This is a genomic window from Bifidobacterium commune, from assembly GCF_900094885.1.
Lineage (GTDB): Bacteria > Actinomycetota > Actinomycetes > Actinomycetales > Bifidobacteriaceae > Bifidobacterium > Bifidobacterium commune.
In genome coordinates this window covers 348,231-372,965 of the sequence record NZ_FMBL01000002.1, presented here as the reverse complement: position 1 = coordinate 372,965, position 24,735 = coordinate 348,231, and the positions used below count along the sequence as shown (strand labels likewise).

Sequence of the window (24,735 nt, the reverse complement as noted above, 5' to 3'; positions counted from 1 at the left end):
GCCGTTGCCGGGGACCCGACACCGCGCACGGACGCGGGAGAAAGCCCCTCGCGTCTCATCGTTCCTGTTGGCGGGGACGGCCGAGGTGAGTCCCGACAACTCATCAGCAAATTCAGGATACACCGGCATACGGCGCAAACGACCGGTTCCGAACTGCCCGCCGCTTGCATCGGTCCGCTGGTCGGACCGACGGACCGCATTACCGGCGACAGGGCCACGCCTCAAGGGCCGCAACAAGAGACACCATGACACAGATGGCCCAAACCAGTTGATGCACACCAGCGCATGACACAAATGCAAGGTGGCGCATCATTCATCCGCCTTGTCACGGTGCCACGCACGAGCGATGCTTGATCAACAGCGTCTCGCTGTTGCCGAGTGGGATAGCGGAAACGCGACATATTTGCTCTTGGGAATCTGTAGGTTTTGTTTGGACTTGCTTTCAATTGTTTCTGAGCTGACTCGACCCGTTCGTTTTATACGTTTGTACGCTATTCATGGATGGTGTGTATTGTGTAGAGCTTGTCTATTTTGAATGTGTAGTGGAGCTGTTGCGGATGGGTCGGCATGAAAAATCGGGCCACGCTTGTGCGGGCCGACTTTTAGGATCTTTTAGTTGAGGGAAGATGTTTGGTTGTTAGTAAGCGGTTTTAGCAATAGTCTTAGCGTGTGGAGGTAGTTGTTGAAGGAGGCTAGACCGGTTGGCGTGGCTGTTACGTATGTGCGGGTTTTGCCTTCGAAAGTTTTGCTGATGAGAATGTAGTTGGTGTCTTCCGGCATGGTCAAGTGGACGGAGAGATTTCCGTTTGTCATGTTCAGCAGCTGCTTGAGTTTGGGAATGAGAAGGATTCATCCTTGTTGAGCAAGGTCAATGTTGTTATGGTTTTCAAAGTGTGGGCTCATGAAAACAGGATCGAGTTGTTCGCTCATACCGTGTGCTCCTGTTTCGGTTCGGCTGCTGCGGTGCTTGCTTCGTGATGAGCCGAGATCTACGTTACCGGGAATACAACAAGCAGGCCGCCGCCACCGACTATGGTCATAATCCAATTGCCTACAGGAATGCCGTAGAAATCGTGCCCAGCTCAGTGCCATCACCCAGACACCTGCCAAGGATAGTGTTCGACTGCCGTATACAGTCCCCCCCCCCGGAACCAGTAGAGGATGCCAGGAATCAGCGGTGCCACAAAATTGTAGAGCACCGATATCTCAGTATTGCCAAGTCCATATTTTCCGGCGAATATCGTCAGACTGCCCATTCCGACGATGAATGCAAGCGCGTATGACCAGCTTGATACGTTGCCCGATTGTTTGAAATAACCGTGCTCGGGACGTTCCGAGTGGATGTCCAACGAGCTTCGCGCACCAATGATCCAAGAAACGGCAAAAGCTGCTACTAATACAACGGCGAAGATGATGATTGGCCATGCACTCGTCGTGGTGCCGCCGCTCGGACCCTGTGAGGTGCCCATAGCCAACGACTGTAGCCGATAAGTCAGGCAGCGCCCCCAATGCCGAAGTGCATATAGGATTCTGTGTTCCTGTCCAGACTTGAGCTCTTGCGCTGCGTCTTGACGATGTTGAGTGCAAAACATTGGCTCGGATATCGGTCAATACAATGAGAAACTTGGCGTGAAACGCTAACATTGCAATGCATATCATAAAAAAATAAAAATTCAAGTCTATTTTTTTGTGTCTTTTTCCTCTACTGTGGGTCAAGACCATGGCGAAATCATGCCGTGAACAAAGTTACACAGAGCGGAGCATCAATGCAAGCGAAAACAAGGCCGACCAGGTTAGTGGTGTTGTTGCCGTTGTTAGCGATAGCGGCGATGCTTGCGTCGTTGTTTGTGTCACAGGATTTGGCAATCGCTGCAACTGTTGATTCGGGCAGTGTCGGGAATGACACTTGGGGCGGTGTGGCACAGGAGCTCAATCAGGGGCTTGCGCAGGTTGATGAGACTTATACTGCTGGGGATAGGGCTACCGCGGCTTCGCAGATGAGTGCAGTTTCAGCCCAATATACGTCTTCCAATTTCAGCCGCGCGGTACACGATACGCTCGGTGTCGATCGTCAGCAGAACGAGATGAATCAGTTCCAAAGCGTGCAGCAGCTGACCTATGCAGACGGGCATGCTGCCGATCTGAGTTCTCAGATTTCTCGGCTGTCGAGTGAACTGAACAGTGTTGCAGCTGAGCTTGATGCCAGCCAGAACTTGGCCAAGCCGAAAGCATACGCTGCCCAGATCGAGCAGACGATCAAGGAGCAACGCAAAGAGCTGCAACGCAACAAGAAGACCAAGTTCCATGGAAAGGGAGACCAGACCTGGGTTCAGGTGGCCGAGCAGATGGGCAAGGTGCTTGATCGGGGCGTGGTGGCTTCTAAGGATGGCGACGGTGAAAAGGGTGCCGAAAAGGTCAACGAAGCTTATTACCAATATTATGAAAAGCTTGGGTTCGAAAAAAACGTCATGAACGCGATTTCCGGCTCGCGTGTTTCCTATATCGAAAGCAGCTTCAAGGAGCTGCGTAAGGCGATGGTACGCGGGGATGATGCTGCCGGAATCAAGAAGCAGACCGATGAACTGAAGGCAAATCTCGTCGCTGATGGCAAGAAGCTGGACGGCGGGGCCGAAGATCAGGTCAATGGGGCCGCAAAATTCATTACCAGTTCCATAGGCCAGTCGTTCCTGATTCTGGTCCGTGAAGGTCTTGAGGCCCTTCTGGTGGTTGCGGCTATCATCGCGTACATGCTCAAAAGCGGCAACAAAAAACTGGTTAAATGGGTTTATCTTGGTGTGCTCGCTGGTTTGATCGGGTCCGGATTTGTTGCGTTGTTATTCGTTGTTTTCTTCAACGGCAATGGACCGCAACAGGAAATCATGGAGGGTGTGGTCGCGTTGATTGCGATGTGCATGCTCGTCTATGCCAGCAACTGGATGCTTTCGAAGTCGAAAGTCAATGCCTGGCAGGAATATATCGGAAACAAGGCGAAAAAGACGGTTTCCGAAGTGAGTAGCGCTGAGTCCCTTACGTTTGCAGGCGCTGTTTCTTTGGCGATGCTGAGTTTCTTGGCCGTTTTCCGCGAAGGTGCTGAGACGGTGATGTTCTACCAGAGTGTGTATTCCATGACCAAGGATTCGGCAGGCATGTGGATCGGCGGTTTGTCGGCTGCAGTAGTACTGATTGTCGTTTTCGTGCTGATTCGCTTCACTTCGGTTCGTATTCCGCTGCGTCCATTCTTCCTTATCACTTCAGTGCTGCTTGCCCTGCTTTCGGTGACGTTTGCAGGGGGTGGTGTGCACTCCTTGATTGAAGGCGACTTGGTCAACGGCACGTATTTGGCGACGGTGCCGACCAATGAGTGGCTTGGCCTTTACCCGTATACGGAAACCATTGTCGCGCAGATCGTTGTGGCTGTTGTAATCGTCGGTCTGTTTGCCGTTTTTGGTATTCGAAAGCATCGCGAAAATGTGGAAAGCACTGCGGAATCAATGGATTCCAACGCATCCAAGGAGGCTGTTGCGTAAATGAACGACAATATGACTGCCTGCGCGATGATGAATAAGACGTTGTTTGTGACTGAAAAGGGGCGACGCCCTGAACCGTGGGCGGTGAACATTACAGGAACCGCTTGCGCGAAAAGCTAAACAGTTGAAATGCAACCAATCAAAATCCCCAAACCAAAGAGGAGAAACAATGAAGAAGAACAAAGTGACAGGTGTGCTGGCTGCCGTGATGGTCGGAACGCTCGCGTTTTCGCTGGCTGCGTGCGGATCATCGAACGGTTCAGATTCGGCGAACACGGGCACGGACCATTCCAAGCATGAGGACATGGATCATTCCGCGAAGTCCAACAAGAAGGATGACAAGGGAGCGAAGTTCGAAGAGATTCCGATCGGTCACGATCAGCAGATCTTCCCACTGAACATTGCAACTGTGTACTTCCAGCCGGTTGATATGTACCCGCAAGGCATGGGCCTGTCCGCAGCCGAGTCGAACCTGCACCTTGAGGCTGATATCCACGCACTCAAGGACAACGAGCTGGGTTACGGCACCGGCGACTTCATTCCGAAGCTCACCGTCAAGTACCTGATCGAGGACAAGAACGATCCGAACAACAAGCAGGATGGCACGTTCATGGAGATGAACGCAGACGATGGCCCCCATTACGGGGCGAACATCAAGCTCGACAAGGCTGGCCAGTACAAGCTGACCTACACGATTTACAGTCCGGAGACCAACGGTTGGACGCTTCACGTCGATCCTGATACCGGCGTCAAGGGCCGCTTCTGGGAGAAGCCGATTGTGGCCACTTTCGACTGGGACTACGTTGTTCACCAGTGGTAAGAAGTTGAATGCAAAGCCCTTAGGGCTGTGCGTTGTTTTTAGGATGGCGTCATGTCAGGGCGACAAGACGCCATCCCCAAATGGATGCAAAAAATAGTAGATTGTGCGGAGTTGCTTGGCGGTAGTATTTTATACCGCGACTTCGGCTCGCTCGACTGGGTTTTGTTTTGTGCAATAATTATCGATTTGTCACAGAAGCGCACGCAACTCGCTTCGGAATGCATGTTCACCATGGTGTAAAGCTGCTGGAGCGAGTGACGATAGGGATATTGAGGTGAAAGATGCTCGAGGAATTTGTTGGGGCGCTACCCGGGATGTTGGCGCCTGCCCTGCTCGTAATGACTCTGAGCGTGCTGCTTGGTGTGGGTGAGGGGCGTGATATGCCTTTCAGCCGACGGTGGCGGTTGTATGGTTTGTTGATTGGCCTTGGGGCGGCGCTGGTATTCACAGTGCTGCGTGTAATGGTAATAGTCAATAGACGTTCCGTGGTTAATCTGCCGGTGCTTATCGGCTGTGTGGTCTGCGATTTGCTCATCGTGGTCGCGATGATCGGCTCAACCCGGTTGGTGCGTAACTGGCGTCGTTATACGGTTTGGCTGCATGCCGCCAATGCCGTTGGTGCAATCGGTATCGCGCTTACCACGTTTTTTGCTTCACAAGATGTTTTTATGCAGTTGACAAGCTTTGTGGAAACAGGTGAATCGCCCTTTACTTCCAAAATGCTGTTGCGCACGCTTGGGTTCGTTCTCGGTGTTGGTGCCGCTGTTCTGGTCGCGGCCATATTCCGTACCATGCGGACCACGGCGGTCCGTGGCAGCTTCCTTGTGGCATCCCTACTGATGATGCTTATCCTGTTGGTACGCCATCTCACCCAGCTGTGCTCGCTGCTGATGTCCTTGATGATCGTGCAATTCCACGGATCCGTTTTTCAGCTGCTCATCGTTGCCGCCAACAACAACACGAAACTTGTTATCGCTTCGGTGCTGGTATTTGCCATTCCGGCTGCTTCCTCGATTGTCGCTGGATTCCGTGCGCCGCTGGCTGGATCCAATGGTGCGGTTGTGCGCGAACACAAGGCGTTCCGACGTCGTGCGAAAGCCGCAGGAGCGTGGAGTCTGATTGTTATGGTCGCGGTGACGTTTGCCTTGACCGCCGGTATCGCCAAAATTCACGAGCAGCCCACGCTTTCTCCACCCGAAGGATATTCGCAGCACAACGGTGTCGCGACTATTGAGTTTAACAAGGTGGACGATGGCCATCTGCATCGTTTCGAGTACAAGGCCAAGGACGGCACAGTGATGCGCTTCATCATCATCAAGAAGAACGGCGGTTCCTACGGTGTCGGCCTTGATGCATGCATGACCTGTGGCGATGCCGGTTACTACGAGAAGGACGGCAAGATCATCTGCAAACGTTGTGCCGTGGAGATGAACGTGGCTACCATCGGTTTCAACGGTGGTTGCAACCCCATACCGTTCCCATTCGAGGCTTCGCATGGAAAGATTACAATCCAGACCTCGGATCTCGATGCGCTCTCGTCGCACTTCAAGGAATAAGGATAGAGGTCGCATGATGTTTCTGCTACGAATGGTATTTCGCTCGTTTTCACGCCAGTTCAGGCGTCGACTACTGGTTGCGGTAACGGTATGTCTCTCGTCCACGATTTGTGTGGCGATGCTGGGCGTCGTCTTCGATGTGGGCGACAAGCTCAACGCTGAGTTGTCGACCTACGGATCGAACATTGTGGTCCGTCCCAAGGCTGAGGCGGTTGTTTCCGAGCTGTATAACACTGCGGACACCGACGATGCTGAGGAGAACTCGGACCCGACCGCGTTGCTCAAGGAATCGGACGTACCGAGCATCAAGACGACGTTCTGGGCGTTCAACATCACTGATTTTGCGCCGAAGCTCAACGTCAACGCGACGATCGACGGACGTAGTGTGCCGGTGGTTGGAACGTGGTTCAACAAGAAGGTACCGCTGTCTACCGGAGAGACTGCTGTCGCAGGAGTCAAGGGCATGCGTTCTTGGTGGAAGGTCGATGGCGATTGGGCCAAGGATGGCTCTGGGGCGTCGGGAACGGGTAAAGTACCGGGCTCTGCCGCTGCCGGGAACGAAGGTGACGTTGCCCAGGCAATGATGGGCAAGGATCTGGCGGGTTTCGCTCATGTGAAGATCGGGCAGACCGTTACGATATCCAAAGTCGCGGTTGATGGAAAACAGCGCAGCCAGCGCGTGCGAATAGTCGGAATTTTTGAATCCGGTGACAGCGACAACAACACCGTATATATCCCTTCGTGGTCTGCACAGCGCCTGGCCAACCTTCCCGATTCCATCAATAAGGTCGAAGTCAAGGCTCTGACGACACCGGAGAACGACCTCGCTCGCAAGGCCGAGCGTGATCCCACGGCGTTGAGCCAAGAGGAATGGGAGACCTGGTACTGCACGGCCTACCCCTCATCAATCGCATACCAGATTGAAGAGGTCATGCCTGGTGCGGTGGCCAAGCAGGTTCGACAGGTGGCGGTGTTGCAGGGCGATGTGTTGCGCAAAACCCAGGCTGTGATGATACTGATGACCGTCCTGAGCTTGATTTCCGCTGCGATTGCGGTGGCCAATCTTATGGCTTCCTCGATCGGGGAGCGTGACTCGGAACTGGCGTTGCTTAAGGCGGTCGGTGCCACTGATGGTGCAGTTTCGAGGCTGATACTTGCGGAAACGGCGGTTGTTTCGTTGGTCGGTGGCCTGGTGGGTGCCGGTTTGGGTTCACTGCTTGCACAGGTTATCGGGCATGTTGTGTTTGGCTCTGGCGTGGTGATGAGGCCGATGGTATTCGTGTTGGTGTATGTGCTGCTGGCAGTAACTATTCTGCTCGCATCCTTCTCCTCGATTCGTTCGATTCTGCGTCTTCGTCCTGCGGAGGTGCTGCATGGTCGCTGATCGAAACGGACGTGAACAAGGGCGTTCGGCAACGGCAACGAATGAAAACGGCAAGATGTGCAGGTGTGCAACGAGCGCAGGCTCCCACCTGGAACGTCGAAAGACCGAAAGGAGGATGGAGTGAGTGGATTGACACCTGGGAAGGGCGGTAAGACCGCTGATGGCAACATTGAGCACGCCGTCGACCGTAAGGGCAAGGGCACCGCAGATGCCGGACGCGGACAGGATGCCACGGATGGGGCTGCCACATTTACGGGGCGTCCGATGACCAATCGACGCATGTTCTTCCGGATGCTGTTCAGTGCGGTGTTCGAGCGGCGCTCGCGGGCGATGATGGCTGTTGTGGCATCGCTGGTGGGTGCGGCTACGCTGTTCTGCCTGGCGGCCATATGTGTCGCCGTACCGCAGCAGATGAACGAACAGATGCGTTCATATGGCGCCAATCTCATCATTACACCGACTCATCGGACGACTCATGGACAGAAGGCTGACGGTTCGGCCAAGCATGGTGATCACGGTGACGACGGTGAAGCGGGCCATATAAGCGATATGGACCACAAGGGGCAGAGTGATCAGTCCGACTCGGGTTCGGGTTTCGGAGCCAAAGCGGTCGGAGAGCTTGATGAGGTAGTGACCGGTGCCGGAATGGAGCATTCGGCGACGTACCGGTACGAGAATACGCGCATCAATTCGCTGCCTTTCGTGGTCGCAGGCATTAATCCGCGCGATGTAAAGGTACTGAATCATCATTGGAGTGTGGAAGGTGAGTGGCCTTCCGAAGGTGGGGTGATTCTCGGTCGCGATGCTGCAACGAAACTCGATGCAAAGATCGGTTCGACCATCACAATCAAATACAGTCCCGCTAAAAGTGTGTCCGGCCAAACGGATGAGAGCGACGGTTCTGGCGACAGCGAATCCGGTGATGATGGGGCCATGTCTGATTGCTGCAAGAACAAGGGTGCAGAAGGCTCCACAGGCCATCACGAAACTGACGGCGGCTCGGCCGATGGTATGGGCAACGGCTCGAGCCAATCTTCGGATGGTCATTCGTCGGGTCATGACATGTCCAACATGAAGGGCATGGATATGTCCGGTTCCATGAACCACGACGGGAAGCAGGGGTCGGGAGGCTCCGACGGTGGCAAAGATAACCTGGGCGATGCCTTGGACTCGATGTCATCGATGAAAGATGGTCACCAGATGTCGGGCATGAAGATGTCCACCACTACTTCCGGTTCCGTTCATCTCGCCGAATGGAAGCCGACGGCTCCCAATGCGGGTGGAATGGAATTCCGTGTCGACGGCATCGTTGACACCGGCGGCAGTGAGGATGACATGGTCTACGCAATCAACCAGGACGTTGCTAAGCTCACCGGTTTCCAGCGCGGGGCCGATGTGGTCGAATTCTCTGTTGATGCCACGGATGACGGTCTGAGCGATCTGGTTAAGCGAATCAACGCCAATACCTCGCTTGGTGCTAAAGCGCAGAAGGTAACGAAAATGACGGCCTCCAATGTTCGTATCATCACTATGCTGCAGACGCTGTTCTGGATTGTGAGTGTGGTGGTGCTCGTGCTGACGCTTGTCGGTGTCGGAACCACGATTTCCTCCATTGTCTCGCAGCGACGCAATGAAATTGGCCTACGTAAGGCGCTCGGTGCGCCGTCGCGGGATATTGCCGTGGAATTCACCGCCGAAGCGGCGCTTTACGGGTTGATTGGCGGTGTGGTCGGAACCGTGATCGGCTACGTGCTTGCCAATGCGCTCAGCTCTTCGGTCTTCGGTCAGAACCTGGCGATGAATTGGCCGTTGGCGCTCGCCTCTGTGCTGGTGAGCACTTTGGTTGCCGTGCTTGCTTCCTTGCTGCCCGTGCGACATGCGACGCGCATCGACCCTGCCGTTGTGTTGCGAGAGGAATAAGCATGGCGTACGCGCAGAAAACGATGGTAGTGAATGTGGGAGCCCGATCTGTGAAGCAACGGATTTTTGGTGAAAGCCGGCGCTGAGAACGCGGCGGTATAGAACGAATTACTTAGTGAAAGGAGCGGCCATGCTGCTCGAACTTGATCATATTTCAAAGATTTACGGCGAACTTCATGCCGTTGACGACCTCAGCCTAAGTGTGCCGTCAGGCCAGTGGCTTGCCATCGTTGGTTCGTCGGGTTCCGGCAAGACGACGCTGATGAACATTATCGGGTGCATGGACTCCCCTTCCAAAGGTTCGGTGAGTCTTGAAGACCGTGAGCTCAATGATTTGAACGCTTCGCAGCTGGCCGATGTCCGTAAGAGCGTTGTTGGACTTGTTTTTCAGAAATTCTATTTGGTGCCGCATCTTACGGCAGTGGAAAACGTGATGGTGGCGCAGTACTACCATTCGGTGGTGGATGAGAAAGAAGCTCTTGAAGCGCTTGACCATGTGGGTCTCAAGGATCGTGCGAAGCATTTGCCGAGCGAACTTTCCGGCGGCGAGCAGCAGCGCGTGTGCATCGCCCGCGCGCTTATCAACCACCCCAAGCTCATTCTCGCTGATGAACCTACCGGCAATCTGGATGAGAAAAATGAGAAGATCGTACTTGACCTGTTCCGTGAGCTACACGAACAAGGAACGACCATCATCGTGGTGACGCACGATGCGCTGGTGGCTTCGTGTGCAGAGCGTGAGATCATGCTCAACCACGGCGTATTGGTTGGCGAGCGTTGGAATGACGAGGATGCGCGCGCGGCTTATGAAGCTGCGGGAGGCAGGCCGGCTTCCACCGGTGCGCAGGTTGAAGGTGCGCAGAGGCAAGGTGACGCCCCGATTCCATTTGCGGATCCAACCAAGGCCGCCAAGGTCAAGGGATAAGCGAGAATGCTTGTCGCTGATGTGCTCGTATGCCGGTTCAGGTCAGATCAGTTTGGTGCGGGAAAGCTGATTGCTAAACCATTCGTTGAACTTCGATGGCTTGGGCAGGATCAGGCCGATGACAAGCATGATGACGGCGTAAAGCACCACAATGCCAAGATGAATCCAGAAGTCACCTTGATAGATACCGGCAATGGCTGCGCGCGCTGCTTGTATCGAGTGGGAGGCGGGCAGGAACGGGTTGATGACCTGCACAAACTTGGGCAGTACCTGCAACGGGTACGTTCCCGATGATCCTGAAATCTGCATGACCAGGATGATGACGGACACAGCCTTGCCGATGGTGCCGAAGCAAGCCACCAAGGTGTATATGACGAAGGCATAGACCAAACCGGAAACCCATCCGGTAAGCATGAAGAGCATCGGATGGACCGCGTGTACCCTTAGGAACAGCAGCGTACCGGCGCAGGAGAAAGTGCTTTGCAGCAGTGAGATGAGCGCGAAGATTCCGAAGCGGCCCAAGAAGAGCTGGTAAGGCTTGGGCTCATCAATGAAACGTTCGGTTTCATCAACGGTGTCGGATTGCATGTCCGTTGTTATGGGCGGCAGAGGGAGGGTATCGGCGAGGTCGTTGTCGATCTCACCGGTTTCGTCGGACACATTGGCTGACATCGCCGCCTCGGCAGCTGGTGCAGATGGTGAAATCTTGCGGACAACACTTCTACGCGGCTGTTGCCGATCCGTGCTTGCCATGCTGAGTTCTCGCCGCGTTTTACGTGAGACATCGGTTTTAATGGTCAAGGCAATCAGCAACGAACTGACCCACAGCGGAATGAACGTGTAGAACGGCGTTAGTGATGCACCGAAACTTTCAACCGGGAACACGGCATTGCGCTGCAATTTTACCGGCGCGGCGAGGGTATCGGCGAGGGTGTCGGGATTGCTGGACAGCAGCTCTTTGACCTTGTCCATGTCGTTGCTGTTCAGTGCCGTGGTGAGTTGCTCGCTAAACGCGCTCAGCCTGCTGCTGGCTTGGGAAAGTGTCGTTGCAGTGTCGCTGAGTGTCTGTCGGGCCAGTTTGAGTTTGTCGTTTGCATTCTTGGACGTGTCATTGAGCGTCGAGAGACTGCTGTTGAGGTCGTTGGTTCCGGTGGTCAGCGCCCCAGAAATAGAGGAAAGCGACGAAGCGATGCTGGTTATTTGGGGCTTAAGCGTGTTATTAAGATCGGTATTAAGTCCGTCGATTGACGTTTTTGATTGGTTGGCAAGGCTGACGATCTGGTCATGCTGCTTTTGAGCGTCTCCGGTTTTGGTGTCGAGATCGTTCGCTGCGGTGTTCAGTGCGGACTGCAGTTTCTGCTGGCGGGTGATGATGCTGTCAATGGTGTTGAGTGTTTCGGAAGGGATACCGGGGAGGGTTGCCAGTAAATCGCGGATTTTCTGATATTGCGTGGCCTGATTGCCGACGGCATTCGCTTGTGAGCGCAAACTCGAAGAAGCATCGGCAGAGGATTTGCCCGCACTGTTGAAGGCGTTGTCGATGTCTGCGGCAATGGAGCCGTTACTGGCGCTGCTGGCCTTCAGCGATGTCGAAAGTGTTGACATCGCTGTGTTGAGTGAGCTGGAGACGTTTTTGAGGCTGCCTCCCGCATTTTTCAAGTCCTTTTTGGATTGATCGGCGGCTTTGGAAGCGTTGCCCAGTAGAGCCGACGAGCTATCGAGCAGGGTTTCCGATACGTCGATGAGGCTGCCGTATGTTTCCACATTCGTTGAGGCTTCGCTCAATTGGTTCGCCAGATCGTTGATGTTGCCGTTGAACGAGGTCAGGCGGTCGCGGGAGTTTGAGGAATCGAGTTGTTTGGACAAACCGGAGGCAACGCTCAGCGCCGTACTGGTGATGGTGCGGGCGAACGTCTCGTTGACCTCTTTTGAAATTTTGTCCGCTCCCTGGCCGGTTACCTTGGGCGCGACGGCATTTTTCTTTTCGTTGGTGTAATACTCGAGTGTTGCATGCTTGGCGTCGTTTGAGAAGAAGGTCATCATGTTGCGGCTGAAATCCTTGGGAATGATGACGGCAGCGTAGTATGTTCCGTTTTTCGTGCCTTCGATGGCCTTGTCCTTGGTGGTGAACGTCCAGTCAAGCTGGCTGTTGGCGCGCAATTGGCCAATGACCTGGTCGCCAAGCTTCGTTTTCACGGGCATGAGGTCGCTGGTGTAGCCCTCGTCGACGCTTGCAACTGCGAATTTGAGGTTTTTGGTGTTTCCGAATGGGTCCCAGCTGGCAGTAACGTTGAACCATGTGAACAGCGCAGGGATGACGACCAAACCGATAAGAATGATGATCGAGATGATGTTGCTGGTGATTCGTCGTACGTCACCAGTGAAGAGTTTCCATATCGTTCTCATCGTGCCTCTCCTCTTTTCAGTAGGCCCGCGGTCTTTTTGCGTGGTTTCTTACGTTCATAAAGCAATGTGCGTACGGCATCGTCATCGAGATTGCCTAGCCGTACCTGCCTGTCAAGGCTGTCGCGGATGGATTCGACGGATACCAGGAAGATGATGATGGCTAGGAACCAGATGACCCAGGCCGCCAGTGCGACTACTTTGGTGCCGGTGGTCAGGGAGAAAGTGATGGCCATAATCGCCGGAACGACGATGCCGGCAATCAGTGCTCCATGCATGAGCTTGGGATACAGAAGCGCGAATTTGCGCGCGCGCTTTTCGATGCTCTTGCGGTATTCCTCTTTGTTTGCGAGCAGGCTCAGGGCTTGTGTCAGGCGGTATTCGTGGCTCTTGTGCGACGGTGGTTCGTTGGTGATGATGTCGCTGGCCTGGAGCTGACGGTCCACCAGACGCCGCAGATTGCCCATGTGTGGCTTGACGGCAAGGCCAAGGATGAAGAACAGGAGTGCAAAGATCATCAGTTTGCCCATGTTGACGAACCAATCGGCATGGTAGAAGCCCGCGATGGTCTCGCGCAACGCGTTGATGGAGTAGGTGAACGGGAAGAACGGGTACATGACGCGGAAGAATTTCGGCATCATTTCGATGGGGTACATGCCCGAAGAGCCGGGAATCTGGATGATGATGAGCGCAACGCACAATGCCTTGCCAACGTGCATGAACGACGTCGAAAGTGCATAGGTGATGCTGACATACACCATCGAGGCGAGTATGGCGGTAATAATGAATACCGGAACATTGTGACATTGCACGCCAATGATGAGTTCGCCCAATACTGTCACGATAGCTTGCGTCGAGGCGATGAGTGCCAGAAGAATCCAACGGCCCCAGTAGCGTTGCCCCGGCGTCGGGTCGCCCTCCAAACCTTCGTCGTCCACTTCCAACTTCAACAGCACGACCAGCATGAACGCGCCTACCCAAAGCGTCAGGTTGGTAAACAGCGGCGCCATTCCGGAGCCGTATGTGCTCACCGGATAGACTACTTTCGTATCGAGGACAGTGGGCGAAAGCATGAAATCAGCTATTTTGGCGGCATCGAGCTTGCCGTCGCCGCCGATGGACTGTGCCAATAACCCTGAATTTTCAAGGGTTGACGAATTCGATAGCGCTGTGATGTCGGTGGTGAGCGTCGATAGGTGGTCCTGCAGCCCAGCTAGTCCCTTGTCGGTGCCGGCCAGCGCTTTCGTTGTGGTGTCGGCGGCTTGGTTGAGTTGGCTGAGCACCAAGGAGGATTGGGTGATCAGCGAGGTCTGTGAAGTCAGATTCGCGGAGGAAGTTGCCGCGACCGTCGACAGACCGTTGAGTCCGGTGTTGAGTTGCGGCAGAGCACCGGTACCAAGGGTTGTGCGGGCATTCGAGAGGTTGTTCAGCGTTGTTTGCGTTGACGTGTTGATGCCGTTGGCGGCGTTGACCGTGCTGTTTGTGGTCGAGCCAAGATTGGTGTTGAGGTCGGTAAGAGCTTTGATTGAGTCGCCGAGGGTCTTGTTTTGCTGTTTCAGATTGTCGATGGCGGTGTCGCTGCCAGGCAGGCCTGCTGACTCCAGTTCGTTGATGAGGTTGGCGGTGTCCTTGTTTATTTGCTGTGCGGTGGAAAGGGCGGAACCGGCGTCACCGTTGGCCTTTGTGAGCCCCGCGGCTATGGAGTTGATGGCGATGTTGGACTGCGAGCTTGCTTGTGAGAGCAGTCCTGAGCCCTGATCGAGGCTCGCTCCGGTGTTGTTAATGAACGCATTGAGGGTGCCCTGAGTCTGGGTAATTGTGCTTGAAGCGTCGTTGAGCTGTTTCGAAGTGTCTGCAGCGGCTTTTTGGGTCTTGTTGAGCGTGTCCTGAGCGGCTTTGGTTTTGTTCGGCACATCGTTCAGTGTCGTCGTAAGGTCCGTGATGCTGCTGCGGATATCGGCAATGGACTGCTGCGCTTTGTTGAGATCAGCGAGGGTATCGGCGGTGGCGGTGTTCGTTTTTGCGTGGATGTCGTCATCTGCTTTGTTGACAATGCCGGAAATCGTTTTGCTTACCGTGGAGACAAAGGTCTCGTTGACCTGGCTGTCAACTGTGGATGCACCGGTGTCGGTCATACGTGAGGCGAGTGCGTTCGCCTTTTCGTTGACGTAATATTCGAGAACGGGTTGTGTGTTGTCTCCATCGATGATATCCGCGACGCGGCTGCTGAAATTCTTCGGTATGACGATGGCGGCGTAGCTCTCGCCTGATTTCACACGCCTCATGGCTTCGGACTCGTCATCGAACCGCCATCCGAGTTTCTTGTTGTTTTTCAGTTGTTTCACGATCTGCTTGCCCAGATCGATGTTGCCGAGGGTTTTGGAATCGGTGCCTTTGTCGTTGTTGACTACGGACACTTCGATTCCTTCGGTATTACCGTAAGGATTCCAGAAACCGGCTATATTGAACCATGCATAGAGCGGTGGGATGAATATGAGCCCGAACAGGACCACCCACGCCGCTGGTACGCGCAGTAAACGTTTAATATCGCGCAGCACGATTTCCAGTACATTGCTCATCCGTGCCCTCCGGGATTCCCTTGCACCGTCTCAGCATCAAAATACGGTGAGAACATCGCTTCCGCGTCCTCACCGCACCGTCTACCGTCATACATTACAAGCAGGCTCAGCCACCGGCGGCCTTATAACGGATCAATGAGCGACAAGCGAACAGAGGTTGAAGGCGAAACGCCGTCATGGTGCGCACTGTTATGGAGACGGTGCATGGATGTACAGGCCAGGCAAGAAGAGACTTTGCACAGTCTGGTTTCAGGAACAGATTTGGATGTCGCTTCTGCGCAGGGTAGCCTTGTGGAGTCGTGAATGTCTGTGTCGGAGGAGGAGTGGAGCCATGAAGACTGCTCCGGATCGCGAAAAGTCCAAGAGCGCAGTGGCTGATGGGCAATCGTCGCATTCTGCGCAGTCGTCGGCAATCGCACTCCATGAAGTCGCAAGGTCCACAGCGGATGCCGTGGCACATTCGGCAACTCGTGCGGCCGAGGGGGTAGGCGGCGTTTCCCGCGACTTGGCGAACCGTGCATCTCGCCATCTCACTGCCATCAGTCGGATTTACGGCGTGCTGGTTCTGCTCGTTGGGCTTGTCGGTGTGCCATATATCGGCTATGTGATTGTTAATGGGATGCATAAATTTTTTACGGGTCTACTTCATGTCGATTTTCTTGATTTGACGTTCCTTCTGACCTGCTCGGGAACCGTGATCTCACTAATCGATGCCGGCGCACTGATTGTGTTCGGAGTGATGCTGCTGCGCGATATGCGTAAGTATGCGGCGCGATGGGCATACGCGCTGATGGCTGTGACTGTGGCACAGGGCATGCTTTCGCTGGCTTTGCAGGGCTTGGGAATCGGTGTTGGCCTTTCCGTTCTGCAGATTGTGATTCTGGTGGCGCTCGCCATTGCGCTCGACCCAGGGCTGATCGGGGAACGTGCCGTACGTCGCAAACTCAAGCGCATGGATGAACATGACGAATATGTCGAGGCGAAAGCACGGGGCATGCTGGGGCGCGATCCAAGTGGTAAAGGGTACATCGAGCTCAATGTTTTCAATGTGTTTTGGCTGTTTATGGTTGGTTGCGTCATTGGTTTGGTCGTTGAGGAAATCTACCATCTCATTTTCTTCAACGAGTGGCAGGACCGTGCCGGACTCGTTTGGGGGCCGTTCTCGCCGATTTACGGTTTCGGCGTCGTGGTGCTGACCATGTGCCTGAATCGGCTTTGGCATGCGAATGCCGTACTGATTTTTTTCGCTAGCGCGCTGATCGGCGGAGCGTTTGAGGCGTTCGTCAGCTGGTTCATGCAGGTGGCGTTCGGCATTATCGCGTGGAATTATGCGGGTGACTGGTTTGCGCTTTTCGGTGGTCGAACAAGTGGCAAATACATGATTTTCTGGGGATTGGCGGGGCTGATATGGCTACGTGAGTTGCTGCCGCGCCTGTTGAAATTCATCAATCTCATACCGTGGAAGTGGCGCTACGCTCTGACGGCCGTGGCGTTGGCGCTGATGCTGATTGATATCGTGGTTACCTTGATGGCCCTTGATTGCTGGTATGGTCGCGTAGCCGGTTTGCCACAGACCTCGCCTGTCGCTCGATTCTTCGGGGAGCATTTTGACGACAGTGTGATGCAGCAGCGCTTCCAGACCATGAGTATCAATCCCAAGTGGTCCGGTCGCGGCTGAACGCGGTGGAATTCGTAGATTGGCTGTGTTTCCGTTATTGTCCGTACCTGGCCAGGTGTGCTCGCTAACTGTTGACGTTTATGGATAAGGGGGGCTCGATGATTGACGAGCCCCCCTTATCCCTACCGATACTGGCAGATTGCCGCGATGGGTCATGTGTACCGCGAGTCACAGTGTATCGCTCAGAAATCCCAGTCGTCGTCGCTGGTTTCCTCGGTTTTGTTGGCGGCGGTGCCGGATGCAGCCGAGGAATCAGTGGTGGCTCCCGTGCCGGCTGCCGCGTTTGTGGTCGATGCCGTGAAGTTGACGTTGGCGTCGAACAGGCTGTTGGACGCCAACGCCGATGACGTCGATTCCATGTCATTGAGCTCGTCGATGACGGCAGGGTTCGGCTCGCTGATCTCGGCGGGGAATAAGGCTGGGTATCCCAGATAGGAGAGTGCCTTGTTGGTGTTGTAGCTCAGGAACTTTTCGGTGTCTTCTTCGAGGCTGAAATCGGCATACGGCAGCGTGTAGCCGTAGTCTTCTTCCGCAAAGTACAGATTGTTTGCGAGATCATAGGTGTATTCTCGCATGGTTTCGCTGGTTTCGCTGTCCAGCTGCTCGATTCCCTGCTGATAGAGTGCGCCCAAATATGAGCTGGAGGTGGCGAGATCGCGATTGATCAAACGAACGATATCGGCGGTTTTCGTCAGCGTTCCGCGGCTGGAAAATCGCATCGGCAGGTAGAATCCGGCTTCGATGGTCAGTGATTGCGCAAGCACCGTCGCCGCGAGGCGTTTGAGGGCATCAAGTTTCGAGCTACCTTCATTTTCGGTGTCAGTCCGATATGCGTCATTGAGCAGCTGCTGTTTCCCCTGCATCGATGCGTTTTGCTCAATCCAGTTGAATGCCAAAGTTGTGGAACCGTTGTTTTTATTGGTGTCTGTGTTTGACCCTTCGCCGGCTTTGCCGGGTAGGTTGCCATCGAGCGCTGTGAGAAGCGCCGAATAGGCCTTCGAGTGTATTGAACTGCTGAATGCAATGGCAGTGAGCACAGCCTGTCTGGTTCCTGCCTTGTAGCGCGCGGCATCCTCGTTTAGCGCGCTTATGGAAGCATTTGTTAGCAACGCCTCGGTGCTTGCCAAACCTGCAAAAATATGGGCGAGTGCGAGTCGCTCGTTGCTGCTCAGTGCGCGGATATCCTCGGCGTCGTTGGCAAGCAAGATTTGCTCGGGGGTCCACAGGTTCGCCGTCATTGTATTGAATGCGGTGCGGTCGATATCGGTGTTCGCATCTGTGCGTGTCCAATCCGCTGCTGCGAAAGTCATGAATGTTCCTTCGTTGATAATTTCTTGTCTGTCGGTATTATGCAACCATTAATCTCACGTGGCTCGTTTATATAAAGTGCCCGCCGATACTAACAAATATCTGGCGGGCACTACCCTTTTCAGTAAGGGTCTGGGGCGCTTCTTTACAGCATGCAGCTGACGCAGCCCTCGACCTCGGTGCCCTCAAGCGCCTGCTGGCGGATGCGGATGTAGTAGAGGGTCTTGATGCCCTTGCGCCAGGCATAGATCTGTGCCTTGTTGAGCTCACGCGTGGTTACGCCAGCGGGGAAGAAGAGCGTGAGTGACAGGCCCTGGTCGACGTGCTGGGTCGCCTCGGCGTAAGTGTCGACGATCTTCTGCCAGCCGATTTCATAGGCATCCTGGAAGTACTCGAGGTTGTCGTTGGTCATGTACGGTGCCGGATAGTAGACGCGGCCGACCTTGCCTTCCTTGCGGATTTCGATCTTTGAAGCGATCGGGTGGATCGAGGACGTGGAGTGGTTGATGTAGGAGATCGAACCGGTCGGCGGAACAGCCTGCAGGTACTCGTTGTAGATGCCGTCCTTGAGAATTTCGTCGCGCAGCGTCTCCCAGTCGGAAACGGTCGGGATATGGATGCCGAAGCGCTCGAAGAGATCCTTGACGGTCTGCGTACGCGGTTCAAGCGAGCGGCTGCCGTCGGTGTACTTATCGAAGTAGTTGCCTTGGCCGGCAGCCTTTGCGTAAGCCGAGGTGTCGAAGGTTGCGAAGGCGTGGCCGCGCTCGACGGCCAGATTGTGCGAGGCCTTGTAGGCGTGGTAGGCGACGGTCATGAAGTACATGTCGGTGAAGTCCAGCGCTTCTTCCGAGCCGTAGAACATGTGCTCGCGGGAGAGGAAGCCGTGCAGGTTCATCTGTCCGAGACCGATGGAGTGACCTTCTCCGTTGCCGCGTTTGATGGAGGGCACCGAATCGATGCTCGTGTGCTCGCTGACGCTGGTCAGTGCACGGATGGCGGTTTCCACTGGATCGGCCAGACCGCCGTCCATCGCCTTCGCGATGTTGAGCGAGCCAAGGTTGCAGGAGATGTCCTTGCCGACATGGTCGTAGCCTAGGTCGGCGTTGTAGGTGGAGGCTTCCTGCACCTGGAGAATCTCGGAGCAGAGGTTCGACATGGTGACACGGCCGTCAATCGGGTTGGCCTTGTTCACTGTGTCTTCGAAGAGGATGTAAGGGTAACCGGATTCGAACTGCACTTCACCCAAGGTCATGAAGAACTCGCGGGCATCGATGTAGGTCTTGTGAATACGGTCATCGTTGAGCATCTCGTCGTACTTTTCAGTGACGGAGATATCCGCGAACGGCTTGCCGTAGACGCGCTCGACATCGTAGGGGGAGAAGAGGGCCATTTTTTCCTTGCGCTTGGCCAGCTCGAAGGTGATATCGGGGATGACGACGCCCAAGGAAAGTGACTTGATTCGCGTTTTTTCGTCCGCATTCTCGCGCTTGGTGTCGAGGAAGCGGAGAATGTCGGGGTGGTGGGCGTTCAGGTAGACTGCGCCCGCGCCTTGGCGTGCACCAAGCTGGTTGGCGTACGAGAAGGAATCTTCAAGCAGCTTCATGACCGGTACGACACCGCTGGACTGGTTCTGTATGTGCTTGATCGGTGCGCCCTGCTCGCGAAGATTGGTGAGCAGAAGGGCCACACCGCCGCCGCGCTTGGAGAGCTGGAGTGCGGAGTTGATGCTGCGGGAGATGGACTCCATGTTGTCTTCGATGCGCACCAGGAAGCAGGAAACCGGCTCACCGCGCTGGGCCTTGCCCAAGTTGAGGAAGGTCGGGGTGGCGGGCTGGAAGCGACCGGAGATGATTTCGTCGGCATACTTGATGGCGTCGGCCTCATCGCCGGCGGCGAGTTCGAGCGCCACGGCACCGGCGCGCTGCGGGAAGTCCTCGAGATACTGCTTGCCGTCGAAGGTCTTCAGCGCGTATGCACGGTAGAACTTGAAAGCGCCGAGGAAGGTTTCGAATTCGAAACCGGAGTTCTCAACGTGGTCGTAGAACTTGTCGAGGAACTCGGGGGTGTACTGATCGAAGACGGACTTGTCGTAGTACAAGTTGTCTTCCAGAAACTTGATACGCTCGGCGGTGGAGGCAAACTTCACGGTGTTCTTGGCGACATGACCGTTGACGTAAGCACGTTCGGCGGCCTGATCCTTGTCAAACTGAATGTTGCCGTCCTCGTCGTAGAGGTTGAGCATCGCGTTAAGCGAATGATAATCGTGTTCCAGATCGAAGTTGGTGTCTTCGCTGGTGTTGTCCATGCTCAGCGTTGTGTCGTTGAGAGCCATTGTTTCCCTACTCTTTCAGTGTCGTCGCGTTGACGGCGTTGGTTATTTACGTAATTTGATACAAAAAATGTGGTTATCCGTAACCGTCCCTGCCTGCTGCGGCAAGGCGGTCTTGGTATCCGTATGGTTAACGGTTACCGGTGTTCAGCCTGGGAGGATTGCGCGTTCAGGAAGAAATTGCGCACTCCGTCGCGCACTTGGCACTGATCGTCGGCCGTGCCCAAAAGCTCGAAATTGTACATGAAAGGCACATGGCACTTTTCTGCAATGATGTCGCCGGCGGCGCAGAACGCCGTCGCGAAGTTCCTGTTTCCCGAGCTGATTACGCCGCGAATGAAGCTGCGGTTCTTGTGTCCGTTCAGGAATTTGCGTATTTGGGGAAGCAGTGCCTTCGAGATGTCACCACCGCCGTAGGTCGGAACAATCAGAATATAAGGCTCGCGTACCTGCAGAGGTGCTTCCTTGGGGCGAAGCGGGATGCGGTAGACGTTGATTCCCTCCTCGGGGAATCCGCAGCTTTCAATGAAACGGGCGGTGTTGTTCGATATCGAGGAGAAGTAGACTACCGCGCCGATATGTTTGCCTTGTGCTTTTCCTTCAGGTTCACTTGGGGTGACGCACTCGTCGTCAAACGGTTCCTGTGTACCTGTGCTGGCGTTTCCGGCTTGGGATGACTGCGAGGCTGGAACGGATGTCGGTTGCGATGCGGTGGCACTTTCCATGCTTACGTCGGTATTTGTGCCAATTGTTTCGTTCATCGCTCGCGTCTTTTCTCCGTGGTCCGTTTCGTCGTTCTTTTGAATCATCACCGGTTTCGCCTATGCGAGAATCTTGGTGTCCTGTTCCTTGGCCGATGCAGGCTGCTCGGAGGTCTCGTCCGCCAGCTGCTTGATGAGGTCAGGGCGATAGCCACTCCAGGAAGCGTTGGGCGTGATGACCACCGGAGCCTGACGGAAGCCGGCCTCAGTGAGCTGCTTGAGTGTTGAGGGGTTCTCCGTCAGGTCGACGGTCTCGAAGGTGATTTGCTGACGTGTCAGTTGACGCTTGGTTGCCTCGCATTGTGGGCAGCGTGGTTTGGTAAAAACTGTGACGGTCATCCCAGCCTCCGGATTCGTGAATTTGTGCTTTCAAGGACAGATTACATGGTTGTGGTTCCAAACGTAACCCCAACTTCTAGTAGCGTGTCGTATATCGAGACACTAGATGTAGTGCTTGTAGTGCTTAAGGCTAGATGGCACAAGGGTCGTCGGATATCGGATCCGAGGGAGGCATTTTGGATGGTGTGGGCTATCTCACAAAAGCTGAAATTCTTGTCCTCAGCGACTTCGTTGAAATGTGGATGGTGGTGGATATTTCGGTGGATGAAGCGTGGTTAGTTTTCGCGCAATTCGTCGACGATCGCACGGATGGAACGGCTGATGTCGGAGATAATTGCGGAGCGGCTTTCCTTTGCTTGTTCTTTGCCGCTCAGCAGGCGCATGCCGTTGGAAACAACGCCTTCCGTAAGCGCGATGCCGACCTGGGGGTTCGCCGGATGCAGTTCTTTCCATGCTGCGACAATCGGTGCCCTGAGCCGTTGGTGCAGGCTTGGTTGTTGCGGTTCGAGCGATTGGTCGGCTGAGGCATCGTAGCGGTGCCCGCAAAAGATGTCGGTTGCCGCCGCGTCTTTATACCATTGTTCGGCGTTGTCGCGCTCGTCGCTCGCCTGTTCCTTGTCGTCCGTGCCGCCTGTAGTTTCCGTGCCGTTTTCGTTTTTCGTGTTGTTGTGCTGTTTCCACAGCTCTTCGCTGGAGTAGAACTCGGCGTCGCTGAGGGGCATCTTGGTCATCCAGTCGTGGCCTTGAAGAATGAACTGTTCGAGGTTGATTTTGACCCATAGCGTCACGATTTGCGCCGGGTCGGTAATGCCACTCAGCCCATCTTCAAGGGCATCGATCCATTGAGGCATCCGCCGTGCCATGAGTTGGTGACGCAAGTCCTTCATGTCCTTGACGTACCGGTAGATGGAGTTGCGTGCGATACCGGCCCCGCGGCTGACGTTGGTCGGAGTCAGGGCGGCGTCGCCCTCTTCCCGCATGATGGTTTCCGCCGAATCAAGCAATGCGTTCATGGTGCGGCGACGGTGTTCCTCAAGGTTCGACCCATTGATGCGTGGCATGTCGTTCTCCTTGTCTGGTTGAAGCGCGGTGCCCCATTGGTCCATGGCGTCGGTTTTCGGCTTTGGTGTTCGGGTGGCCTTCGGGGCTTGTCTATGTGCGGTGTCCGTCGACGAATGCGCTGACTACGGCAAATTCCATGCCGCATGACCATTGATTTGCATCTTTAATCTTAACGTCGTATAGTCAAACACAGTTTGCGACAGCGTGTCGCAAAAGTGCATAGCTGCTGAGACCTTTCTTGTTCGGGCCTTGGCGGCCGAGCATCGCTCTTATTGGAGAAGGACGACTCATGAATCAGCAACAGAACAGCCAGATGGTGGAAGGTCAGGGGAGCGTCGCGTCAGCCGCCGCTCCGGGCGCTTCGAACGTGTCTCGTTCCGGCGAGAAGCCGCCGTGGAACGCCTTGTGGGTGTTGGCGCTGGGGCTGGCGATGATTGTTCTCGACGGTTCCATCGTCAACGTGTCGATTCCAGCGATGATTCGCGAGATCGGCCTTAATCTGACCGATGCGCAATGGGTGACCTCACTCTATAACATCATTCTCGCCGCGCTGTTGTTGCCTTTTGGCAAGCTCGGCGACCTTAAGGGCAGGAAGATGACGCTGCAGGTCGGTGTCGTAATCTTCGTTGCCGGTTCCGTTCTGGCAGCCTCTTCGAACGGTGCCGGCATGCTGCTCAGTGCCCGTGCGATACAGGCCGTCGGCGGTGCTTTGGTGATGCCGTCCACGCTTTCCATCGTTTCTGCTTCCTTCCGCGGCAAGAATCGCGCGATAGCCTTCGGCGTTTGGGGTTCCGTGATGAGTGCGGCCGCTGCGGTGGGCCCGTTCCTTGGCGGTCTGTTCACCCAAACCATCGGCTGGCGCTGGATTTTCCTGGTCAACGCCCCACTTGGTCTCTTTGTGTTCATTGCTGCTATTCCCTTCGTTCCGAAAACCGGTGGCAAGGCCGGTGCCTCCGCGATGGGTGGTGCGGCGCGGGCTGCGGCCGCTGCTCAGTCCGGTGCTGCTGAAGCCAAGCCGCAGGGATTCGACCCGCTCGGCGTTGTTCTTTCCGCTCTTGGCTCGGCACTGCTGATCTTCGGTCTTATCGAGGGCCAGACATATGACTGGTTCAAGCCCAAGTCTGAATTCGCCATCGGTGGCTTCAAGTGGGGTGCCGATTGGCCCGTCTCTGTTATACCGTTCTGCATTGTGCTGGGCATCATCTTCTTCGTGCTGTTCGTTCATACCGAAAACAGCCGCGCTCGTCGTTTGTTGCCGGTGATGCTTGATCTAACGCTCTTCCGCATACCCACGTTCTCGATGGGCAACATCGCGGCCGGCGCTATTCAGGCCGGCCAGTTCGCCATCATGTTCGTGCTGCCGCTGTATCTGATCAACGTCCGTGGTATCAATATGCTTCCTACCGGCGCGCTGATTGCGGTCATGGGCATCGGCTCCATCGTTTCCGGTGGCCTCGCCCGCCCTGTAACCGCGAAAATCGGTGCTCCGCACACGGTGCAATTCGGTCTGATTGTTGAGATTCTAAGCGTCGTGCTGCTGATGGTGATGATGAGGCCCAGCCTTTCCGTTGCCTGGCTGTTGGTGCCGTTCCTGCTCTACGGCTTCGGTCTGGGCTTTGCGGCTGCACAGCTCACCAGCCTGGTTCTTTCCGAAGTTCCGATTGCGGAGTCAGGAGAGGGGTCCGCGACGCAGTCCACCATCCGCCAGCTCGGCACCGGCATTGGTGCGGCCGTCGCAGGTTTGATGCTTTCCGTGATGCTCGGGCATGTGACACCTTCGGCACTCGACGGCATCAACGGCCTTAACGAGGGCATGGTTGCCGGTCTCACCAAGTCACTCGACGCCTCGGCTGGTGCGGCCATCGTCGGTATTCGGGCTCAGGGCACGACCGGCAAACTTGGAGCGCTTGGCCCGCAGGTGGCCGACGCATTGGCCTCCGCGTTCACTCGCGCCAGCCAATGGACGCTGGTTGTCGCCATTGTGATGCTGGGCATCGGCCTTCTTGCCTCCGTCTGGGTGGCTCGTGCCGCCGATCGCAGCAACGACGAGTGATTCTACAGCGCGTGCAACGTCAATGCCTCGCTTCAACCTGATCAGTTGGAGGGTATTTGTTTTTGCCATGCTCGGACTCGTAGTTTTCCCT

General features: G+C 55.2%; 20 protein-coding genes. 11 read left to right on the top strand and 9 right to left on the bottom strand.

Annotated features, from left to right (window positions below; translation table 11 throughout):
* Nucleotides 1-249, top strand: a 249-nt coding sequence (locus GA0061077_RS06890; protein ID WP_200754451.1) for a hypothetical protein, incomplete at its 5' end; no start/stop codon positions are given.
* Nucleotides 250-612: 363 nt separating this feature from the next.
* On the opposite strand, the gene GA0061077_RS07270 is transcribed toward GA0061077_RS06890, so the two are convergent.
* Nucleotides 613-780 (bottom strand): transcriptional regulator, encoded by a 168-nt coding sequence (locus GA0061077_RS07270; protein WP_407640890.1) that lies wholly within the window; start codon nucleotides 778-780, stop codon nucleotides 613-615.
* A 6-nt stretch (nucleotides 781-786) separates the two neighbouring features.
* On the opposite strand from GA0061077_RS07270, the gene GA0061077_RS06975 reads away from it, so the two are divergent.
* On the top strand, nucleotides 787-978 hold the full coding sequence (locus GA0061077_RS06975; RefSeq protein WP_183193174.1) for a hypothetical protein: 192 nt from the start codon (nucleotides 787-789) through the stop codon (nucleotides 976-978).
* A 113-nt stretch (nucleotides 979-1,091) separates the two neighbouring features.
* Here the strand turns inward: GA0061077_RS06975 and GA0061077_RS05410 are convergent, their stop codons facing one another.
* Nucleotides 1,092-1,469: a hypothetical protein gene (locus tag GA0061077_RS05410; RefSeq protein WP_091847904.1), complete on the bottom strand. Its 378-nt coding sequence runs from the start codon at nucleotides 1,467-1,469 to the stop codon at nucleotides 1,092-1,094.
* A gap of 297 nt (nucleotides 1,470-1,766) precedes the next feature.
* Between GA0061077_RS05410 and GA0061077_RS05405 the strand changes: the two genes are divergently transcribed.
* The 6 genes from GA0061077_RS05405 to GA0061077_RS05375 all read left to right on the top strand — a co-directional run bounded on the left by GA0061077_RS05405 (nucleotide 1,767) and on the right by GA0061077_RS05375 (nucleotide 10,132).
* Entirely contained in the window at nucleotides 1,767-3,527 is a 1,761-nt protein-coding gene (locus GA0061077_RS05405) for an FTR1 family iron permease (RefSeq protein ID WP_091847903.1), read from the top strand.
* Between the two features lie 169 nt (nucleotides 3,528-3,696).
* Nucleotides 3,697-4,347: an iron transporter gene (locus GA0061077_RS05400; RefSeq protein WP_091847902.1), complete on the top strand. Its 651-nt coding sequence runs from the start codon at nucleotides 3,697-3,699 to the stop codon at nucleotides 4,345-4,347.
* A gap of 281 nt (nucleotides 4,348-4,628) precedes the next feature.
* Nucleotides 4,629-5,903 (top strand): Fe-S-containing protein, encoded by a 1,275-nt coding sequence (locus GA0061077_RS05390; RefSeq protein WP_091847900.1) that lies wholly within the window; start codon nucleotides 4,629-4,631, stop codon nucleotides 5,901-5,903.
* A 16-nt stretch (nucleotides 5,904-5,919) separates the two neighbouring features.
* A complete protein-coding gene (locus GA0061077_RS05385; protein WP_091847953.1) occupies nucleotides 5,920-7,287 on the top strand; it encodes an ABC transporter permease in 1,368 nt (455 codons plus the stop codon).
* Nucleotides 7,288-7,551: 264 nt separating this feature from the next.
* The gene (locus tag GA0061077_RS07090; protein WP_234696536.1) at nucleotides 7,552-9,207 is read left to right on the top strand and encodes an ABC transporter permease; all 1,656 of its coding nucleotides are present in this window, start codon (nucleotides 7,552-7,554) and stop codon (nucleotides 9,205-9,207) included.
* A 130-nt stretch (nucleotides 9,208-9,337) separates the two neighbouring features.
* Nucleotides 9,338-10,132 carry an ABC transporter ATP-binding protein gene (locus tag GA0061077_RS05375; protein WP_091847899.1) on the top strand — a complete coding sequence of 265 codons (795 nt, stop codon included), beginning with the start codon at nucleotides 9,338-9,340 and terminating at the stop codon, nucleotides 10,130-10,132.
* A 42-nt stretch (nucleotides 10,133-10,174) separates the two neighbouring features.
* Here the strand turns inward: GA0061077_RS05375 and GA0061077_RS05370 are convergent, their stop codons facing one another.
* Both GA0061077_RS05370 and GA0061077_RS05365 read right to left on the bottom strand, forming a co-directional pair.
* Complete coding sequence (locus tag GA0061077_RS05370; RefSeq protein ID WP_091847898.1) at nucleotides 10,175-12,538, bottom strand: YhgE/Pip domain-containing protein; 2,364 nt, start codon at nucleotides 12,536-12,538, stop codon at nucleotides 10,175-10,177.
* Nucleotides 12,535-15,114, bottom strand: a complete 2,580-nt coding sequence (locus GA0061077_RS05365; RefSeq protein WP_091847897.1) for a YhgE/Pip domain-containing protein — start codon at nucleotides 15,112-15,114, stop codon at nucleotides 12,535-12,537. The genes GA0061077_RS05370 and GA0061077_RS05365 overlap by 4 nt, the downstream gene beginning before the upstream one ends.
* Nucleotides 15,115-15,249: 135 nt before the next feature.
* Here GA0061077_RS05365 and GA0061077_RS06885 point away from each other — a divergent pair, with 135 nt between their 5' ends.
* The gene (locus GA0061077_RS06885) at nucleotides 15,250-15,417 is read left to right on the top strand and encodes a hypothetical protein (RefSeq protein ID WP_159426921.1); all 168 of its coding nucleotides are present in this window, start codon (nucleotides 15,250-15,252) and stop codon (nucleotides 15,415-15,417) included.
* Between the two features lie 28 nt (nucleotides 15,418-15,445).
* Nucleotides 15,446-16,792, top strand: a complete 1,347-nt coding sequence (locus tag GA0061077_RS05360) for a putative ABC transporter permease (RefSeq protein WP_091847896.1) — start codon at nucleotides 15,446-15,448, stop codon at nucleotides 16,790-16,792.
* A gap of 182 nt (nucleotides 16,793-16,974) precedes the next feature.
* Here GA0061077_RS05360 and GA0061077_RS05355 read toward each other — a convergent pair whose 3' ends face one another.
* The 5 genes from GA0061077_RS05355 to GA0061077_RS05335 all read right to left on the bottom strand — a co-directional run bounded on the left by GA0061077_RS05355 (nucleotide 16,975) and on the right by GA0061077_RS05335 (nucleotide 22,590).
* Nucleotides 16,975-18,102: a ribonucleotide-diphosphate reductase subunit beta gene (locus GA0061077_RS05355; protein ID WP_091847895.1), complete on the bottom strand. Its 1,128-nt coding sequence runs from the start codon at nucleotides 18,100-18,102 to the stop codon at nucleotides 16,975-16,977.
* A gap of 143 nt (nucleotides 18,103-18,245) precedes the next feature.
* Nucleotides 18,246-20,432: a class 1b ribonucleoside-diphosphate reductase subunit alpha gene (nrdE, locus tag GA0061077_RS05350; protein WP_091847894.1), complete on the bottom strand. Its 2,187-nt coding sequence runs from the start codon at nucleotides 20,430-20,432 to the stop codon at nucleotides 18,246-18,248.
* A 134-nt stretch (nucleotides 20,433-20,566) separates the two neighbouring features.
* Nucleotides 20,567-21,190 (bottom strand): class Ib ribonucleoside-diphosphate reductase assembly flavoprotein NrdI, encoded by a 624-nt coding sequence (gene nrdI / locus GA0061077_RS05345; RefSeq protein ID WP_260281767.1) that lies wholly within the window; start codon nucleotides 21,188-21,190, stop codon nucleotides 20,567-20,569.
* 60 nt (nucleotides 21,191-21,250) lie between these two features.
* Nucleotides 21,251-21,529 (bottom strand): glutaredoxin-like protein NrdH, encoded by a 279-nt coding sequence (nrdH, locus tag GA0061077_RS05340; protein ID WP_091847893.1) that lies wholly within the window; start codon nucleotides 21,527-21,529, stop codon nucleotides 21,251-21,253.
* Nucleotides 21,530-21,804: 275 nt separating this feature from the next.
* Nucleotides 21,805-22,590: a TetR/AcrR family transcriptional regulator gene (locus GA0061077_RS05335; protein WP_143249616.1), complete on the bottom strand. Its 786-nt coding sequence runs from the start codon at nucleotides 22,588-22,590 to the stop codon at nucleotides 21,805-21,807.
* Between the two features lie 290 nt (nucleotides 22,591-22,880).
* On the opposite strand from GA0061077_RS05335, the gene GA0061077_RS05330 reads away from it, so the two are divergent.
* Nucleotides 22,881-24,644 carry an MFS transporter gene (locus GA0061077_RS05330; RefSeq protein WP_234696521.1) on the top strand — a complete coding sequence of 588 codons (1,764 nt, stop codon included), beginning with the start codon at nucleotides 22,881-22,883 and terminating at the stop codon, nucleotides 24,642-24,644.
* Nucleotides 24,645-24,735 lie beyond the last annotated feature (91 nt).